Annotated in this window: 17 protein-coding genes; 1 reads left to right on the top strand and 16 read right to left on the bottom strand. The window is 39.4% G+C overall.

Translation table 11 applies throughout. From position 1 onward, the window contains the following. Nucleotides 1-153 precede the first annotated feature (153 nt). From AC6CHJ_RS10150 to citZ, 10 genes are all read right to left on the bottom strand, one after another. The gene (locus AC6CHJ_RS10150; protein ID WP_066788803.1) at nt 154-1,176 is read right to left on the bottom strand and encodes a glyceraldehyde-3-phosphate dehydrogenase; all 1,023 of its coding nucleotides are present in this window, start codon (nt 1,174-1,176) and stop codon (nt 154-156) included. Between the two features lie 148 nt (nt 1,177-1,324). Beyond that, nucleotides 1,325-1,918, bottom strand: coding sequence for a dephospho-CoA kinase (coaE, locus tag AC6CHJ_RS10155; protein WP_147196136.1), 594 nt, complete (start codon nt 1,916-1,918; stop codon nt 1,325-1,327). A gap of 15 nt (nt 1,919-1,933) precedes the next feature. After that, entirely contained in the window at nt 1,934-2,806 is an 873-nt protein-coding gene (gene mutM / locus AC6CHJ_RS10160; RefSeq protein WP_066788809.1) for a bifunctional DNA-formamidopyrimidine glycosylase/DNA-(apurinic or apyrimidinic site) lyase, read from the bottom strand. Nucleotides 2,807-2,818: 12 nt separating this feature from the next. Beyond that, nucleotides 2,819-5,443 (bottom strand): DNA polymerase I, encoded by a 2,625-nt coding sequence (gene polA / locus AC6CHJ_RS10165; RefSeq protein WP_498288328.1) that lies wholly within the window; start codon nt 5,441-5,443, stop codon nt 2,819-2,821. A 314-nt stretch (nt 5,444-5,757) separates the two neighbouring features. Further along, nucleotides 5,758-7,293, bottom strand: coding sequence for a two-component system histidine kinase PnpS (gene pnpS / locus AC6CHJ_RS10170; protein ID WP_147195968.1), 1,536 nt, complete (start codon nt 7,291-7,293; stop codon nt 5,758-5,760). Beyond that, nucleotides 7,293-8,003 carry a response regulator transcription factor gene (locus tag AC6CHJ_RS10175; RefSeq protein WP_066788816.1) on the bottom strand — a complete coding sequence of 237 codons (711 nt, stop codon included), beginning with the start codon at nt 8,001-8,003 and terminating at the stop codon, nt 7,293-7,295. The genes pnpS and AC6CHJ_RS10175 overlap by 1 nt, the downstream gene beginning before the upstream one ends. A 28-nt stretch (nt 8,004-8,031) precedes the next feature. Further along, nucleotides 8,032-8,478: a MaoC/PaaZ C-terminal domain-containing protein gene (locus AC6CHJ_RS10180; RefSeq protein WP_392992761.1), complete on the bottom strand. Its 447-nt coding sequence runs from the start codon at nt 8,476-8,478 to the stop codon at nt 8,032-8,034. A gap of 119 nt (nt 8,479-8,597) precedes the next feature. Beyond that, nucleotides 8,598-9,536 carry a malate dehydrogenase gene (mdh, locus tag AC6CHJ_RS10185; RefSeq protein ID WP_498288330.1) on the bottom strand — a complete coding sequence of 313 codons (939 nt, stop codon included), beginning with the start codon at nt 9,534-9,536 and terminating at the stop codon, nt 8,598-8,600. Between the two features lie 75 nt (nt 9,537-9,611). Beyond that, nucleotides 9,612-10,877 (bottom strand): NADP-dependent isocitrate dehydrogenase, encoded by a 1,266-nt coding sequence (gene icd / locus AC6CHJ_RS10190; protein ID WP_066788824.1) that lies wholly within the window; start codon nt 10,875-10,877, stop codon nt 9,612-9,614. Between the two features lie 183 nt (nt 10,878-11,060). Further along, nucleotides 11,061-12,176 (bottom strand): citrate synthase, encoded by a 1,116-nt coding sequence (gene citZ / locus AC6CHJ_RS10195; protein WP_147195974.1) that lies wholly within the window; start codon nt 12,174-12,176, stop codon nt 11,061-11,063. Between the two features lie 154 nt (nt 12,177-12,330). On the opposite strand from citZ, the gene AC6CHJ_RS10200 reads away from it, so the two are divergent. Next, nucleotides 12,331-13,389: an AI-2E family transporter gene (locus AC6CHJ_RS10200; RefSeq protein WP_392992755.1), complete on the top strand. Its 1,059-nt coding sequence runs from the start codon at nt 12,331-12,333 to the stop codon at nt 13,387-13,389. Here the strand turns inward: AC6CHJ_RS10200 and AC6CHJ_RS10205 are convergent. The 6 genes from AC6CHJ_RS10205 to AC6CHJ_RS10230 all read right to left on the bottom strand — a co-directional run bounded on the left by AC6CHJ_RS10205 (nt 13,370) and on the right by AC6CHJ_RS10230 (nt 19,169). After that, nucleotides 13,370-13,759, bottom strand: a complete 390-nt coding sequence (locus AC6CHJ_RS10205) for an FxsA family protein (RefSeq protein WP_147195977.1) — start codon at nt 13,757-13,759, stop codon at nt 13,370-13,372. The two genes, AC6CHJ_RS10200 and AC6CHJ_RS10205, sit on opposite strands and share 20 nt — an antisense overlap. A gap of 70 nt (nt 13,760-13,829) precedes the next feature. After that, entirely contained in the window at nt 13,830-15,590 is a 1,761-nt protein-coding gene (gene pyk, locus AC6CHJ_RS10210) for a pyruvate kinase (RefSeq protein WP_249774583.1), read from the bottom strand. Between the two features lie 18 nt (nt 15,591-15,608). Beyond that, complete coding sequence (gene pfkA / locus AC6CHJ_RS10215; RefSeq protein ID WP_066788838.1) at nt 15,609-16,568, bottom strand: 6-phosphofructokinase; 960 nt, start codon at nt 16,566-16,568, stop codon at nt 15,609-15,611. Between the two features lie 138 nt (nt 16,569-16,706). Continuing rightward, nucleotides 16,707-17,663: an acetyl-CoA carboxylase carboxyl transferase subunit alpha gene (accA, locus tag AC6CHJ_RS10220; protein ID WP_066788841.1), complete on the bottom strand. Its 957-nt coding sequence runs from the start codon at nt 17,661-17,663 to the stop codon at nt 16,707-16,709. Next, entirely contained in the window at nt 17,663-18,520 is an 858-nt protein-coding gene (gene accD / locus AC6CHJ_RS10225; protein WP_066788844.1) for an acetyl-CoA carboxylase, carboxyltransferase subunit beta, read from the bottom strand. The genes accA and accD overlap by 1 nt, the downstream gene beginning before the upstream one ends. Before the next feature lies 1 nt (nt 18,521). Continuing rightward, the gene (locus tag AC6CHJ_RS10230) at nt 18,522-19,169 is read right to left on the bottom strand and encodes a FadR/GntR family transcriptional regulator (protein WP_147195983.1); all 648 of its coding nucleotides are present in this window, start codon (nt 19,167-19,169) and stop codon (nt 18,522-18,524) included. Nucleotides 19,170-19,264: the final 95 nt, after the last annotated feature.

A 19,264-nucleotide genomic window follows, 5' to 3' on the forward strand; every position in this document is an offset into this window, starting at 1 on the left:
AAAAATGTGCGAAATAGCCGAAAAAAGTGTACCAAAAACGGAACAAGAGTATAAATAGAATGCATGTGCCTCTTTTTGAGTACTTATAGGTCATAACTAAATAAAAAACCTTCTAACCTAGTAGTAGGTTAGAAGGCTATCTGACATTAAATTCTATACATTTACAGTTTCTTTTAAACCTGCGACTACTTTTTTCGTTAAGTCTACTACTCTCGCAGAATAACCCCATTCATTATCATACCAAGCAAGCACCTTAACTTTATTGTCACCAATTGTCATCGTAGACAGACCGTCAATAATTGCAGAAGATGGATTGCTGTTGAAGTCGCTTGATACAAGAGGCTCCATTGTAAATTCAAGGATTCCTTTTAGCGAACCTTCAGTTGCTTGTTGGAATGCTTCATTCACTTCTTCAGCTGTAACATCACGTTTCAAATCTACAACAAGGTCAACAAGTGATACGTTTGGTGTTGGAACACGTAATGCCATACCGTGCAATTTTCCTTGTAATTCCGGCAATACAAGTGTTAGCGCTTTCGCGGCACCTGTAGATGTAGGAATAATAGATTCAGCACATGCTCTTGCACGACGCAAATCTTTATGTGGATTGTCTATATTTTTTTGGTCATTCGTATAAGAATGGACAGTCGTCATTAATCCGTTCTCAATTCCGAATGTGTCGTTTAGTACTTTCGCGACAGGCGCTAGACAGTTTGTTGTACAGCTAGCATTAGAAATGACATCATGTTTTGCAAGATCAAGTTTATCATCGTTTACACCCATTACTACTGTAATGTCTTCATTTTTACCCGGCGCTGTTAAAATAACTTTTTTTGCGCCTGCTTCAAGGTGCAAAGCTGCTTTGCTACGCTCATTGAATTTACCTGTTGCTTCAATGACAAGATCAACACCCAACTCTTTCCAAGGTAAATTTGCTGGATTACGGTCGCTTACAAGTTGTACGTGTTTGCCGTTAACAATCAAAGCATTCTCAGTGGCTTCGATTTCACCTTCAAATTTACCGTGTGTTGTATCATATTTCACCAAATGAGCCAATGTCTCAGCAGGATAGCTAGCATTAATTGCCACAATATTAAGATCATCTTGCAAAATCGCTTGGCGGAAAACCATACGGCCGATACGACCAAAACCATTAATAGCGATAGAAACTGTCATGAAAAAAATCCTCCCTGTTTAGCGCGTTATACTTAATTACTTATCTCACAAATAGTATAACACATTAAACAGAAAGGAAAACCTATTATAGTGCTTATAGCTTAAAGTTTATATTTTCAGTATATTTTCAGACAATTGTATACTTTGATTAAATAATGTCCCACTCTTTTAGAATAGCTAACAATTGTGTACGTGTATTCTCTAAGTCACGATTGTTATAAATGACTGCATCTGCACCTTTTTCTTTTTCAGAGAGAGGCAGCTGCGTAGCAATTCGTGCTAACGCTTCTTCCTTTGACAAATGATTTCTCTCCATCAGGCGAGTTAATTGGTTCTCTTCTGTCACAGAGACAACAAGGATTTTTTCAACAAAATGCTGCAGATGGCTTTCAAACAATAAAGGAATATCCATTACGATATGTGGCTCCCCTGCCTCAGTTAGTTCATCGCGTTGTCTCAGCATTTCTTGCCGTATTGCTGGATGCATAATCGAATTTAACTCTACCCTTTTAGCGGGATTATGGAAGATGATCTCTCCCAATTTTTCACGGTTTAATTCACCGTTTTCTAGTAGTACTTCTTTGCCAAACACTTCGCTTATTTTCTCCAATGTGGGGGTACCTGGTTCCACAACGATGCGCGCTACAAGATCTGCATCTACAATCGGCAGTCCTACTTCCTCCAGCATTTTCGCTACTGTACTTTTTCCGCTGGCAATGCTCCCAGTTAAGCCGATAATCAAATTACTCACTCACCTTTAATGTTGGCAATGCGGACAATAGACCGAATTCCTGCCCGCGATTACCATTTGTTTTGTATTAGTATGACATATTGGACACGCTTTCCTACCGTACATTTGAAGACGATTTTGCATGCTCCCTGCTTCTCCATTTATATTCCGATAGTCTGATATACTAGAACCACCTGCTTCTATACTTTCTTGTAAGATAGCGACAATGTGTGCGAATAAGTCTTTTTTCCGCTTTTCACTAATGCGCGCCATTTTCCTGTTCGGATGAATTTTCATGCGAAAAAGCGCTTCTGTTGCATATATGTTGCCACATCCAGCTACGACATGACTGTCCATGATTACTTCCTTCACAGGTTTATTCGCATATTTAGGCAAGGCAGATTTCATTAGGAAATATTCCAGTGCCCCCGGTGAAAATGGTTCAGGAGCAATCTCAAGCAAAGGTGGATGATCCGCAATCGAATCAAGGAGCCTTAACTCTCCAAACCGCCTAATATCCGCATAAACAAGAAATTCATCTTCTTCAAAAGCCAATATGACATGGATATGCTTACGAAACTTTTCTTCTTTGATTTCGTTGAGTGAATGGACATGAAACCATGCGCCTGTCATGCCTAAATGGTTCACGAGAATCGCTTCATCTGCCCCATCCTCCAAATAGAAATATATATATTTGGATCGTCGTTCAACATCCATTATCTTTGTCCCTTTCAACCTGTTAGAAAAGGTCTCAGGGTCCATTCCTTTTATAATACACGCCTTCCCTTTGTTGATCGATGTACAGATCGTATTTGAAACCTCGACGTGACGGATAGTTTTTCCCGCCACGACAGGTTGAAGCGAACGTACAACACCTTCTACTTCTGGTAATTCAGGCATGTTATCACTTCCTTACTTTGTTTCATACCACGTATCGCCTGAAGCGAATTCTGCTTTTAGTGGCACCTGGAGTTTAATGGCATTCGCCATCACTTCAGGTACTAATTTTTCTAGTATGGCGATTTCTTCATTCGGTGCTTCAAAAATCAATTCATCGTGCACCTGTAACAACATTTTTGCTTTTAGGTTATGCTCTTTTAAAGCTTTTGCCATATCTATCATCGCTTTTTTGATAATATCTGCTGCACTGCCTTGGATTGGTGTATTCATTGCTGTCCGTTCTGCAAAGCTTCGTAGATTAAAATTAGAACTATGCAGATCAGGTAGATAGCGGCGACGATTTAAGATGGTTGCTGCAAATCCTTTTTCTTTAGCTTCTTGAATACTTTCTGCCATATATTTTTTAACGCCTGGGAAACTGGATAGATAGCGTTCGATAAAGTCTGCAGCTTCTTTTCGCGTAATATTTAAGTTTTGAGATAACCCATAATCACTAATACCATAAACAATCCCAAAGTTTACTGCTTTTGCGGCACGTCTCATATCGGAAGTCACTTCATCTGCTTCTACATGGAATACCGTCATAGCCGTTTTTGTATGAATGTCTTGATCATGCACAAAAGCGCTTTTCAGATTTTCATCATTCGCCATATGTGCGAGAACTCTCAATTCAATTTGCGAATAATCGGCAGCAAATAGCTTCCATTCGGGATGAGAAGGCACAAATGCTTGGCGGATTTTTCGTCCCTCTTCCAAACGCACTGGGATATTTTGCAGATTAGGATCAATAGAGCTTAATCGTCCAGTAGAGGTTAATGCTTGCTGATAGCGTGTATGGATTTTCCCATCTTCTAAAATCACTTTTAACAAGCCCTCAATATAAGTGGATTGCAGCTTTCCTAGTTGACGGTATTCTAAAATATGCTGGATAATCTCATGCTCCGGTGCCAATTTTTCGAGCACATCAGCAGCTGTAGAATAGCCGGTTTTGGTCTTTTTAATTATCGGCAGGCCTAATTTTTCAAATAGAATAACACCCAACTGTTTAGGTGAATTGATATTGAATTTTTCGCCAGCTGCTTGGTATATTTCTTCTTCAATACTCTTTAATTTTTCAGCAAGCTCTCGGCCCATCTCAACAAGTCGTTCCCGATCTACTGTAATTCCTTCACTTTCCATTTCACTAAGAATCGAAGCGAGCGGCAATTCCAAATTTCGGTATAAATCAAATTGTTCATTCTCTTTTAATTGTTCTTCAAGCTTTGTCTGCAAGTGGAAAACAGCATTCGCTTTTCTGCTGGCATGTTCTGCAATGACTTCTTGGCTCGGGATCGCTTTCTTCGCACCTTTACCATAAATAATGTCATTGGTTTGGACATCGCGATAACCAAATTCTTTTGCTACAGCTGCCAAATCATCTGTAGACATTGCTGGATTCACGATATAAGCCGCCAGTATTAAATCGAATTCTACTCCTTTTAAATGGATATCGCTTCGATAAAGAGCTGATTGTATCGCTTTGGAATCAAAAACATATTTTTTCTGATTTTCATCCTGAAGCCAATCAATTAACTCGGGTGAATTTTGCAATTGTTCAAATGGGATATAATACGTCTTGTTTCCGTTTGATAAGGCCAGACCAAAACGTTTGCATGTATGATAGCTCTCATTTTCAAGTTCCAAATGAATCGCCATTGGACTTGCCAATTGATCTTTTGTTATTGTTTCGACGATATCCAGTTCGATGGCTTCAATTTCCTTTTCCTCGGTTTCAAATTCGCTCTTTTGAATCAGAGACTTAAAGGATAGATCTTGCCATAAAGAGAACAGCGTATCGACATCAGGTCCTTCATAATTTAACTCTTCAATCTTAATATCTATCGGTGCTTGACGATTGATGGTTGCAAGCTCCTTACTCATTTTTGCTTGTTCTTCATTTGCTGCCAGTTTTTCCTTCAGCTTGGCACCACTAACTTCATCGATATGCTGAAAGAGTTCTTCAATGGTCGGGTATTGTTTAAGCAATTTGATGGCTGTTTTTTCCCCGACACCTGGCACTCCTGGAATATTATCGGATGAATCGCCCATTAAGCCTTTCATATCAATAATTTGATGAGGTGTTAGCCCATACTTTTCTTCAATATGGCTTGGTGTGTAATGTTCGATATCTGTAATTCCTTTGCGTGTAATATACACGGTTGTGTTATCAGATGCGAGCTGCGTTAAATCCTTGTCACCTGATACAATAATCACTTCGAGTTTTTGCTCATCTGCTTCTTTACTTAGTGTCCCGATGATATCATCTGCTTCATAGAGATCTAATTCATATTGTTTAATACGATACGCATCTAGTAATTTCCTTAAATAAGGGAATTGCTCCGATAGTTCCGGCGGCGTTTTTTGTCTCCCACCTTTATAATCTGAATAGGTGCTGTGGCGGAATGTGGTTTTCCCTGCATCAAATGCTACTAGCATCTTTGTTGGCTTTTCTTCTTCTAAAATCTTTTGTAGCATGGTGGTAAAGCCATACACCGCATTGGTATGAATACCTTGGTCGTTCGTTAACAACGGCAGCGCAAAAAATGCTCGGTATGCCAGACTATTTCCATCCAATAACAGCAATTTTTCCTTTGTCATTTTGGCACTCTCCTAGATATGTTTTTCTTCGTATAGTTATCATTCAACAAATTATATATTGAGGCTTTTCTTCATTCTGTCGATAGCCCACTTTGATAGATACACTTTGCTCTTCTTCATATTTTACCATGCATGCTTCTGGAAAGAAAAAAAGACGCAGACCCTATTTATAACTCAGTGGAAATTACTTAATCTAATCGAGAGTAAGCGGCACACACGCATTTATAGGTAGTAACCTTTACCCTTATATTTCATTTAAAAAGAGCAAAATGCATTTTAACCAAATAAAAAAACGAGGAAACTAATTCCTCGTTTTACGCTAGATTGAAAAACAGTCGCATGGTTGTTCCTTTTCCCTCAACACTGTCAACTTGTATTTTGCCATGGTGTGCTTCTACTAAATGCTTGACGATTGCTAGGCCTAAACCGGTACCACCTGATTTACGGCTACGGTCACGGTCCACACGATAAAAACGTTCGAATACCCGAGGAATCTCCTCTTCTTGGATACCTACCCCTTCATCTTCAATTTCAATAATTCCCTCATGTCCTTTTTTATAAAGCCTTAATGTAATTTTTGAATTTTCTTCTGAATAATTGATGGCATTGTCCATAAGGTTCAAGAGTATTTGGACCAACCGATGGGGGTCTCCATTAATGATGACATCTTGGTCTATTTCTGCTTCAAACTCCATCTCTTTCGCTTCTAACTTTGAGTGAATCATATCAACTGTTTGAACAATAATATCACGCAAGCTTGTTTTTTCCATATTGACCGTAAATCCTAGTCGCTCAATCTTCGATAAGTCTAGAAGATCATTGACAAGAATTTGTAGCCGATTGCTCTCCTTGTTGATTATATCTAAGAAATACAGTAAAGTGCTTTGATCATTGTAAGCACCATCCAAGAGTGTTTCTGAAAAACCTTTAATCGACGTAACAGGGGTCCTTAGTTCATGCGAAACATTCACTACAAAATCTTTGCGTATCTGTTCAAGCATGACCACTTCCGTAATATCGTGAATTACGATTACAACGCCAAGCCAAAGGCCATGTTCTCCAACTACCGGCGCTCCATATACTTCTATATCGCGGAATTCTTGCTGTATTTTTAAATGCAGCTGCTTTCTATATGGCACTTCTGTCATGAATACATGGTCTACAAAATCGACCAACTCTTCCGGCAAACCCAAATGGCGGAATTGCTGTTGCTGTATTTCTGCGTACTCCTGATGGAATAATTCCGTAAAAATACGGTTGGTAATGGTAATTTCACCTTTTCTGCCAATCATCACCAGTGCGCTTCCCATATTTTCAATTAAGGTTTTTAACCGTTCTTGTTCAATCTCTCTTGTCGTCATGATTTCCTGCAAACTTCTTGCTAGGACATTCATCGCCTTGCTTAATCGGAGCGTAGGTGAGCCTGTTATTTCGTATGTTCTTGCACGGTAATTACCCTCAGCTAATTGAAGGGCTGTCTTTCTTGCATGATCAATAGGCCTTGCTAGATTTTTAATTAAACGGTCGGTCACAAATAACAACAAAATAAATGCCACTACAAAAATAATGCCGATTAACAACCAAAGCTGTAAGCGGATATCTGTTAAGTCTTGCGCTTTTGTATTGTGGGCAATTGAATCTATAACCTGATTTTTTTCTGTTTGAGTAATAGGATAAGGCAGCTTTTCAATGGCTTGTGACACATTTTCTTTAGACTCCAATGTATTGGTGGCCATCGAATCTTTTACTAAAAGCGGAAAAAGCTGCCCTAGTGTAAAGCCCAGACCAGCCAATGTAACAAGAAATAATGTACCAAATATAGACAGTAAACGGAATCGCAATGAGTGCATTAAACTTTAGGCTCCTCAAATTTATAGCCTAAACCACGAATTGTTTTTATGTACTTAGGTTTTCGGCTATTTTCTTCAATCTGTTCACGCAAATGGCTGATATGGACATCTACAATCCGCGTATCGCCAGCAAAATCATAATGCCAAACAGAGCTTAATAATTGATCGCGGGTAAGCACTCTATTCTTATTTTGTAATAGATAGATTAATAGTTCAAATTCCTTTGGTGTAAATTCAAGTGGTTTTCCGTCTAAATAGGCTTCAAAGCGTGTTGGAAGCACCTTAAGATGTCCCATATGATAAACTAGCTCACTTGTCTCTTCTTTCGCTTGCCGTTCGCCTACTTTTGATCGTCTTAAAACTGCCTTAACGCGGGCAATGACCTCACGGGGACTAAAAGGCTTTGTCATATAATCGTCTGCGCCTAATTCGAGCCCTAGCACTTTGTCAAATTCATCGTCTTTTGCTGTCAGCATAATAATGGGTGTGTTGATCTTCTGTACACGAAGTTCTTTACAAACTTCCATACCGTCTAATTTTGGTAACATCAGATCTAGCAAAATCAAATCTGGTTGTTCTTCTATAGCACGCTTTAAGCCTTCTTGGCCATCTAAAGCTGTGATTACATCATATTCTGCTTGTTTTAAATTGTATTCTAATAATGTTGATATCGAAATTTCATCTTCAATAATTAAAACCTTTGGGTTCATGTTTTTGCCTCCGCAGTAGTAGAAAACTTTATAATGGATGTGTAGGCGGAACTGCGACAATAGTTCCTTTTAATACAATCTCTTCTTTACTGTCTTTTCCTACGACTGAAATAATAACTTCAGATTGCTCACGTTTGATTTCTTTCAATATTAACTCAATACTTATCGTATCGTAATGATACAAGGGTTTTGGGTATTGGAAGTGTTGCTCTCTTATATAGGCGCCTGGTCCTGGCAGATGCTTAGAAACGGCAGAACTAACAACACCTGCAAGCATGATTGCAGGCACTACGGGTTTTTCAAAAGATGTTTCCGCAGCATAGTCATGTTGAATGTATAATGGGTTATTGTCATTGGTAAGACCTAAATACAACAAGAGATCTTTATCTTCAATTTTCTCTGTCAGCAAGATTGAATCGCCTACGGCTAGTTCTTCTAAACTTTTTCCGAGTTTTCTTTTTTTATCGAGTAACACAAGAACCCCCCTTTAGAGCTTTCTATATTTCCATAGTATCAGCAATTGACTGAAAAATCGAGTTATTATCCAAAATTAAAAGGGATAGGCAACTATTGCCTATCCCCCTGCTTTAGATGCTAGGAAAGTACATTCATCACATTTTTTACAGCTTCAGCCGAATTATCCAAAGAGGCTTTTTCATCTGTGGTTAAGTTCAACTCAATAATCTTCTCGATGCCATCGCCTCCGAGAATTGTTGGTACTCCAAGATATATCCCATTGTAGCCGTATTCACCTTCCAAGTAGGCAATGGAAGGTAAAATCCGACGTTGATCACGTAAGATGGCCTCAGCCATTTCTACAAGAGCAGCAGCCGGCGCGTAGTACGCAGAGCCATTACCAAGCAAGTTGACGATTTCTCCTCCGCCTGTCCGTGTGCGAGCCACAATTTCATCTAGGCGTTCCTTTGGAATTAATGTTTCAAGCGGTATTCCCCCAGCATACGAATAGCGGGTAAGTGGCACCATTGAATCGCCATGACCACCAAGCACGAAGCCAGTAATATCTTTAACAGAAAGATTTAATTCCTCAGCGACAAACGTGCGGAAGCGTGCAGTGTCTAGAACTCCTGACTGGCCAATAACACGATTTTTCGGGAAGCCTGACTCTTTATATACGGTGTATGTCATCGCATCGACCGGATTGGTCAACACGATAATAGTAGAATTAGGCGCATGCTTTACAATCTCTGCAGTAACAGATTTCATGACAGATTGATTGATTTGCACCAAATCATCTCGGCTCATACCGGGCTTTCTAGCAACACCTGCGGTAATAATGACGATATCCGAACCTTTGGTATCTTCGTAGTTTGCTGTGCCGATGACTTTCGCGTCAAATCCTAGTACAGGTGCAGCTTCTGCCATATCTAAAGCCTTACCCTTCGTAGAATTTTCTGCTTGAGGAATATCAACTAAAACAACATCACCCAATTCTTTTTGCGCTAATAAAAATGCAGCTGTTGCACCAGTAAAACCTGCTCCGATAACGGAAATTTTTTTTCGATTAGTTGCCATTCATACCCGCTCCTTTTCGTATAGTGTAAAAAAAGGAAAAGGGAGCAAAACTGTTCCCTTTTCCTTTTTGTTAAATTACATATTTTTGATTAGTTCATCTGCGAATTCAGATGTTTTTACTTCTTTCGCACCGTCCATTAGACGCGCAAAGTCATAAGTTACAACTTTAGAAGCAATTGTATTTTCCACAGAAGCAGTGATTAAATCAGCAGCTTCTTTCCAGCCTAAGTGTTCAAGCATTAATACGCCTGAAAGTAGTACTGATGATGGATTTACTTTATCTAAACCAGCATATTTAGGAGCTGTACCATGTGTAGCTTCGAAAATAGCGTGTCCAGATACATAGTTGATATTCGCTCCTGGAGCAATACCGATACCACCAACTTGTGCAGCCAATGCATCAGAAATATAGTCGCCGTTTAAGTTCATTGTTGCAACAACATCAAATTCTTTTGGACGAGTCAAGATTTGTTGTAAGAAGATATCAGCGATAGAATCTTTAATTAGGATTTTACCAGCAGATAATGCTTCTTCTTGAGCTTTATCAGCAGCTTCTTGGCCTTTTTCTTCTTTAATAGCATCATATTGGTTCCAAGTGAAAGTCTTGTCTGCAAATTCATTTTCAGCTACTGCATAGCCCCATGATTTGAAAGCACCTTCAGTGAATTTCATGATGTTACCTTTATGAACTAAAGTAACCGATTTGCGACCCTCTTTGATTGCATAGTTGATTGCAGCACGTACTAAGCGTTCTGTACCTTCTTTTGAAACAGGTTTAATACCGATACCAGAAGTTTCTGGGAAGCGGATTTTGTTTACGCCCATTTCTGTTTTAAGGAAGTTGATGACTTTTTTCACTTCATCTGAACCTTCTTTGTATTCAATACCAGCATAGATATCTTCAGTGTTTTCACGGAAGATTACCATGTCAACATCTTCTGGACGTTTAACTGGAGAAGGAACACCTTCAAAATGACGTACAGGACGCAAGCAAACATAAAGGTCAAGTTGTTGGCGAAGCGCCACGTTTAGAGAGCGGATACCTCCACCGATTGGTGTTGTAAGAGGACCTTTAATAGCGATTAAATATTCATTGATTTTGTCTAAAGTTTCTTGTGGCAGCCATTCACCTGTTTTGTCGAATGCTTTTTGGCCAGCTAAAACTTCAAGCCATTCAATTTTCTTTTCACCATTGTACGCTTTTTCTACTGCAGCATCGATAACGCGTGAAGCAGCTGCCCAGATATCAGGACCGATACCGTCACCTTCGATAAATGGAATTACAGGATTGTTTGGTACGTTTAGTACACCATTTTCTACTACGATTTTGTCATTAGCCATTTGTTCCTTGCCTCCTATATTCATACACATAGGGCAAGCGCTATAGAAGCGTCGCCCTATTTATTTTACCCTACATTTACGTGCACGACACCTTCTTGGCAGCCGCTGCCTGTAATGCTGGGTGCAACGCTCAAACATTAGGAATATTCCAATGTTTGCCGTTTACTTACCAAATCTTGCGAACTATCTTTCTTCTACTGGCACATAAGTTTGCATGCCTGGTCCAACGTATTCTGCACGTGGACGGATTAGACGGTTGTTCGCATATTGTTCAAGAATATGAGCTACCCAACCAGATACGCGTGAAACCGCAAATACTGGTGTAAATAGATCGTGTTCAATACCTAACGCGTCATAAACAGATGCAGAGAAGAAATCAACATTTGCTGGAAGGTGTTTTTGCTCTACGATCATATCGTGAATTTTCACTGACATTTCGTAAAGTTCAGGATTGCCGTTAAGTTTTGTTAATTTTTCAGACATATCACGTAAGTGCTTCGCGCGAGGATCGCCTTGGCGGTATACACGGTGTCCGAAGCCCATGATTTTTTCTTTGTTGTCTAATTTATTTTGGATATAAGATTCAACATTATCAATAGAACCAATTTCTGATAACATTTTCATCACTTGTTCATTGGCACCACCATGAAGAGGGCCCTTAAGAGCGCCAATCGCTGCAGTAACACCTGAATACATATCAGATAATGTAGCTACACATACACGAGCAGTGAATGTAGAAGCATTTAGTTCATGGTCTGCATGAAGCACTAAAGCTTTATTGAATGCTTCTTCTTCGATTGGTTCTGGAATATTACCAGAAAGCATGTACAAGAAGTTCGCCGCATAAGATAAATCTTTTTTCGGTGCAATCGGTTCTTTGCCTGCACGAATACGAGCAAATGCTGTTACAACTGTTGCCATGCGAGCTTGCAATTTGATTGCTTTGCGATAGTTCGCTTCGTCTGACATAACTTCAGCATCTTCATCATATAAAGCTAGTAAAGAAACTACTGTACGCAAGGCAGCCATAGGATGTACTGCTTTGATGTCGTAAGTTTTGAAGTGGTCTAGCACTGCTTGTGGCACTTCCATTTGCTCAGCTAGCTGTTGTTTCATTTCTGCTAGTTCGTCCGCTTTAGGCAAGCGTGTGTGCCATAGTAAGTACACTACCTCTTCAAAAGATGCGTTTTCAGCTAAATCATCAATGTTATAGCCTACATATGTAAGAGTATCATCAATGATTGAGCTAATTTTTGTTTCAGCTGCTACAACGCCTTCTAAACCTTTAGTTGTTGCCATTTTATCTCGCTCCTTTTTGTACCAAATTATGTTGATAATATCAACATTGAACGTGATCCATATGAACCTATAAGTAAATCGCTTACAATGATATTATAATAAACTTTGTCGTATTTGTGAATGAAAAACACTCATTCATTAAAAAATTGGATTTTTGGAGATTATCTATGCATTTATTAAGCAATTAATAGAATTTTCGATTAAATGTAACTTAAAGGAATTAGTGGAATTTGGAGGAATAATTATAAAAATTTCTGATAAAAAATTGCAATCAAAGCTCAAATTTTGGGGCTTTGTACTGCTTTTAGCTCTATTTTCTTGGGCCATATTGCCAATTACGCTCGCCATTGTGTTCGCATACTTTCTATCGCCTATTCTTCATTTTTTACATAAACGTTTGAAAGTCCCCTCTTTTTTAGCAGCATTACTGGCTGAAATCTTCATTATTGCGAGCATTGCTGCTGTCTTTTTATTTATAGCAACTGTTCTAATCGATACGTTGCCTGTGCTTAAAAGCCGCTTATCCGAAATGTCTGCATTGATTCATATTCCATCAGGGATTATCGCTCAAATTCAAGATCAATTACTTTCTCTTATCGATGTTATGTTATCGAAGATTTTTCAATCCATCCAAGATATTATGCAAAATCTAGTGGAAGTAACGATATTTATCATTGCTTTCTACTTTGCTCTATATGAAACAAGCAGGAATAGACAATGGTTTTTTGTCTATATTCCTGCTCGTTTTAGAGAATCTATTCAAAGGATATTTGAAGAAGCTGCTTTATTATTCAGCTATTTCATTGGTGTCGAAATTCGGCTTGCTATATTAACATTTGCATTACTGTCGATATCATTTTATGCATTGGGTTTCGAACAACCTGTCGGTAAAGCCTTCTTAGTTTCTGTTTGTGACTTTCTGCCTTTTTTAGGAATAGGATTATTTCTAATTCCTTTAGGCGCCGTATTCATCATTATAGGAAAAGTTGCTCTAGGCATCCAACTTCTCGTGATTTATGTGGCTATTCAACTAATCAGGCAATTTGCAGAATCTATGATGTGGGCTTCTACCATGCAAATCCGTTCAGTCCATGCATTTATCATCAGTGCCATTTGCTTACTACTTTTTGGAGTAGCAGGCATTATCATCAGTCCATTTGTTCTTTTAATAGCCGTTAAATTCAAGCAACATCCTATCTTTGCATCAAGATAGTTTGCTTACTCTTCATTTTTTTACGTAGCCAGTAATAAATTCCGGGTTTCGCCATTTTCCTTACGAATGGAAGCATAAGCAATAAACCTAAAATATCCGAAACAAAGCCAGGCAAGACTAATAAAATAGCACCTATCAACGTTAATACTCCATCAATAATGGCATCACCAGGAGCTTGTCCGTTTTTGATCGACTTCTGTAGCTGTTCAAAGGCTTTTAATCCTTTTGTTTTCGCCATATATACACCTAATATCCCTGTGAAAAGGATCAACAATAGTGTGGGTAAAACCCCTATCATCTTTCCACAAAGCATCACAAAAATCAGTTCAATGAACGGGATTGCGATTAATAGTAGGAGAAACTTTTTCATGTCCTTCACCTCTTTTTGTTGGAGAAGCACCATTACTGAATATACTCATGGCTAATTAGCAACTGTCAAACTACAGTATACGCGAAGAACCGTAATAGATTACCCCAGAAACGGCATCCATTGATACTTCTTGCCCTTCTGAAATAATTTTTGTGGCGTCTTTAACTCCTACGATAACTGGTATGCCTAAGTTCAGGCCAACAACTGCGGCATGGCTTGTTAAACCGCCTTCTTCTGTAATCAAACCAGCACATTTACTTAAGGCAGGCATCATATCCCGATCAGAACCAATTGTTACTATAATGCGATCTGTCGGATCTTGTGCTAATGCTTCCTCAGCATTGCGTGCTACAAGTGCTTTACCGATTGCTGTAGTCTTGCCGATGCCCTGCCCTTTTGTAATCATATCTCCAATTACATGCAGTTTCATTAAGTTGGTTGTACCAGCTTCACCTACTGGTACACCCGCTGTAATGACAACTAGGTCCCCATGTTTTACGTAACCTTTTTCTAGACTAGAATGGACTGCTTGTTCCAATACTTCATCTGTTGATGTAACTTTTGGTCCTACTACTGGTACGACGCCCCATACTAAAGCCAGGTTGCGGCAAACTTCTTGTGAAGACGTCATAGCGATAATTGGAACACCTGGACGGTATTTCGCAATCATTTTAGCTGTGTTTCCACTTACAGTCGGTGCTAAGATGGCCGCAACTTGCAAGTTCAATGAAGTATCTGCTACTGCTTGGCTAATCGACTCTGTCAGATTTGTTCCTTTTTCTTTGCTGCGCTCATTAACGAAACGTTGGTGGTCTAATGTTTCCTCAATTCGGTGGGCAATTTTGTCCATCGTTTTAACAGCTTCTACAGGATATAGGCCTGCTGCTGTTTCTCCTGAAAGCATGATAGCATCTGTACCATCAAGTATAGCGTTGGCTACGTCACTTGCTTCTGCACGTGTTGGACGTGGGTTGCGTTGCATAGAATCCAACATTTGAGTAGCTGTGATAACCGGTTTTCCAGCACAATTACATTTAGAAATCAAACTTTTTTGGACAACAGGTACTTCTTCTGCTGGTATTTCTACACCTAAGTCACCGCGAGCCACCATTAAACCGTCAGAGACTTGGATAATCTCATCAATGTTATCAACGCCTTCTTGGTTTTCGATTTTAGGGATGATATGGATATGGCTGCCTTCGTTTTCCTCTAGCAAATGACGAATTTCCATTACATCTGATGGTCGACGTACAAAAGAAGCTGCGATAAAGTCTACATTTTGCTGAATACCAAATAAGATATCTTCTGCATCTTTTTCAGTAATTCCTGGCAATTGAACAGAAACGCCTGGAACATTCACGCCTTTTTTATTTTTAAGTACTCCTGCGTTCACGACAAGCGTATGGATAATGCCTGCCTCATTATCTATGCCTGTCACTTGAAGTTCAATTAATCCATCATCAAGTAGAATGACAGAACCTTCTCTCACATCTTCAATTAATTTTTCGTACGTAATTGAGAACATTTTTTCATTGCCAAGCACTTCAGACATAGAGATATCAATCGTTTGGCCTGCAGTAAGCTCAATAGCGCCATTCTCCATATTATGTGTACGTATTTCAGGTCCTTTAGTATCAAGCAAGATTGCTACTACTTTTCCCGTTGCTTGAGCTGCTTCACGAATCGTTTTAATTCGCGCTCCATGTTCTTCATGACTTCCGTGTGAAAAGTTTAATCGAGCCACATTCATTCCAGCTTCAATTAAGGCAATCAGTGTTTCTTTAGATTCACTAGCTGGTCCAATCGTACAAACAATTTTAGTTTTTCTCATTATAGTACCACTCCAATTTTAGATCGATAGTTCTTGCGAAAGGGTATACATAGATAATTCCGCTTTATGTGCTTTATTAAACGCTTCACTCAATTCATAGTCTACCACCTGATGGTTACGAATGCCAATTGCCACTCCGCCTCGGTCTTCCATTAAAACTTCCACTGCCTTTGCACCTAGCTGACTGGCTAATACACGATCACGACCCGTCGGCGACCCGCCGCGTTGAATATGCCCTAATACTGATACTCTTGTTTCTATATCCGCTTTTTCTTTTAATAGTGTAGCTAACTCGCCTGCAGACATGACACCTTCTGCGACGATAATAATACTATGTTTTTTGCCACGTTCATATCCTTGCTCTAAGCGTCTGACAAGTCCATCAATATCTGATGGAACTTCTGGAATAAGGATAGTTTCAGCACCGCCAGCAAGGCCAGCCCATAATGCTAAGTCACCTGCATCGCGTCCCATTACTTCTATAATGAACGAGCGCTCATGGGAAGTTGCTGTATCCCTGATTTTGTCTATGCTTTCAATAATGGTATTTAAAGCTGTATCAAAACCGATGGTGTAATCAGTGCCAGGAATATCATTATCAATCGTTCCTGGTACACCTACGCTAGGGAAACCTAATTTGCTCAAAGCTAAGGCTCCTCGATAAGAACCATCTCCGCCGATAACGACTAAGCCCTCGATGCCATGCTCTTTAAGCTGGCTGATTGCTTTTCTTTGCCCTTCTTCTGTTTTAAATTCTAGACATCTGGCGGAATGTAGCATCGTGCCACCCCGCTGGATGATATCACCTACATCACCTACGTCTAGATTTTCAATATTACCATTGATTAATCCTTGATAGCCGTGATAAATGCCCGCGACTTCCATGCCGTGAAAAATTGCTTTTCTGACAACTGCCCGAACAGCTGCATTCATACCAGGCGCATCTCCACCGCTTGTTAACACACCAATTTTTTTCATTTGTATAAATCCTCCTGCTGATAGGATTGATCCTATAGAATGAAAGAAATAGGCTGATTCAAACGACTTTTCTTCGTTTAAAACAGCCTTTTACTTTATAATATACCATTAATTGCACTTGTCAGACGTCTTTTTGTACTATTCTTCGGAAAAAACACCAATTTTCCTAAATTTGTTGTAGCGTTGGTCGATTAATTGTTCTTCATCTAGTGTTTTCAACTCACTCAATGATTTAGAAAGAACTTCTTTCAAATAGGATGCTTGTGTATCTATATCCTTATGTGCGCCTCCTAAAACTTCTGGAACAATTTCTTCAATTATCTCTTCTTCTTTTAAATTTGGAGCCGTAATACGCATCGCTTCTGCCGCTTTTTGAGCTAGCGTTGCATCTTTCCAAAGAATAGAAGCGGCACCTTCAGGCGAAATAACAGAGTAAGTGGAGTTTTCCAGCATATGCACATGGTTTGCAACACCTAAAGCAAGTGCACCGCCGCTTCCTCCTTCACCGATAACAACACTAATAATCGGCACCTTCAATCCTGCCATTTCTAATAAATTCCGAGCAATCGCTTCACTTTGCCCGCGTTCTTCTGCTGCTTTTCCGGGATAAGCTCCTTTTGTATCAATGAAGCAAATGATAGGTCGTTTAAATTTCTCAGCTTGCTTCATTAAGCGCAACGCTTTTCGGTAACCTTCTGGATGAGGCATACCAAAATTGCGACGAATGTTTTCTTTTGTATCTTTCCCGCGTTGATGGCCAATAATCGTGATTGGTGTTCCTTCAAATGAAGCGACTCCCCCTACGATTGCTTCGTCATCACCGAAATTACGGTCACCGTGAAGTTCGATAAAATCGTCAAATAAAACCTTCACATAATCAAGTGTTGTCGGACGTTCAGGATGACGCGCGATTTGCACACGATCCCACGGTTTTAAATTATGATATATATCTTTTTCAAGATTGGTGAATCGTTCTTCTAATTGTGTAATTTCTTTTGTTAAATCTACTTCTGCGTCAGAAGTATATTCCTTCAACTCAGTAATTTTTGTTTTCAATTGAACAAGTGGTTCTTCAAAAGGTAATGTTTTTACCATTAGACTGCCTCCTTCACGTGCAATTTCACTAAAGTGCCAACCGTTTTACGCATATCAGAGCGAGGGACAACAGCATCTAGTTGACCATGTGCCAGTAAGAATTCCGCTGTTTGGAAATCATTCGGCAATTTTTCCCTTACAGTTTGTTCGATTACTCGGCGCCCTGCAAAACCAATTAGCGCTTGTGGTTCCGCCAAGTTAATATCACCAAGGGATGCAAAGCTAGCAGATACTCCCCCTGTTGTAGGGTGAGTCATGATGGAAATAAACAAATTTCCTTTTGCTCCGTGACGTTCTAATGCAACGCTAGTTTTAGCCATTTGCATGAGCGATATTACACCTTCTTGCATTCTCGCACCGCCGCTAGCAGTGAAGATAATAAATGGTACACCAAGCTCTGTCGCTTTTTCAATCGCTCTTGTGATTTTTTCACCGACTACAGATCCCATAGAACCCATGCGGAAGAAAGAGTCCATCACAGCGACAACCACTTTATTTCCTTCTAACATGCCTGTGCCCGTTAAAACAGCTTCATTTAAGCCTGTCTTTTTCATATCAGATTTCACTTTTTCAACATACCCGGGGAAATTTAACGGATTGACTGTTTGCAAATGATCATCAAATGATTCGAAAGTGCCTTCGTCCAAGAAATCCTCTATACGTTCTTGGGAAGTTAATTTGTGATGATATTGGCAATTCGGACAAACTTTTTGATTTTTTTGCAAATCTTTTGTCAGCATAACATGATTACATTCAGGACATTTTGTCACAATTCCTTCAGGTACGTCATGCTGTCCCTTGCTTGTCATCGTTTTTCGATTAGGTTTATTTTTCTTAAATATATCGCGAATACTCATGTCATTCTCTCCCTTTATGTAGTAGCGCTGCCCATTCTTCAAAAGCCACAATCGCTTTTTGTGTATGGCCTAGCATCAGTTCACTCAAAAACATTTTAATTATCGGCTGTTCTTCGGCCGTTGATTGATTTTTATAGGGTTCATTACTGTATTGTTTTAAGAGAATCCAAATTTTTAAGACAAGCCTATTTTGTGATGCAATCATAATTTCTCTCATGACGTCTTCACGCTCAATCTTTCCATTCATAATCACATTCGTTAACAGACTTTCCCAAACCGGCAGACTTCTGAGCGCCTCATCCTCAGCCACTATTCGAATGGCATCACGCTCAATAATCATCCGTGCCGCTTGCACGTTTCTAATATCTTTTTCTTCTTGCAGAATAAACATAGCCAATACTTCGACTAATTGATGGTTATTAAAATCAGCTACAAAGGTACCTCCACCTCTGCGTGTCTCAATTAAACCCAGCAATTCTAGACTACGGAGCGCTTCTCTTATGGATGAACGCCCAACATTTAATCGTTCAGCCAGCACTCGTTCTGATGGGATTTTGCCCCCGGGTGGAATTTCTTCATCTTGAATAATCCCCCGCAATTCCCGCACAATTTGGATAAACATTTTTGTAGCAGGCTTTTCAGCGCTCATGCTATATCTCCCTACTATAAATAAATTGTCGAAAAATGTGGTCAGACCACTTTTGTTTATAATGATAGCAAAAAATATATATTTTAGTAAAGTGC

The sequence above is a fragment of the Rummeliibacillus sp. GQ308 genome, assembly GCF_059759115.1.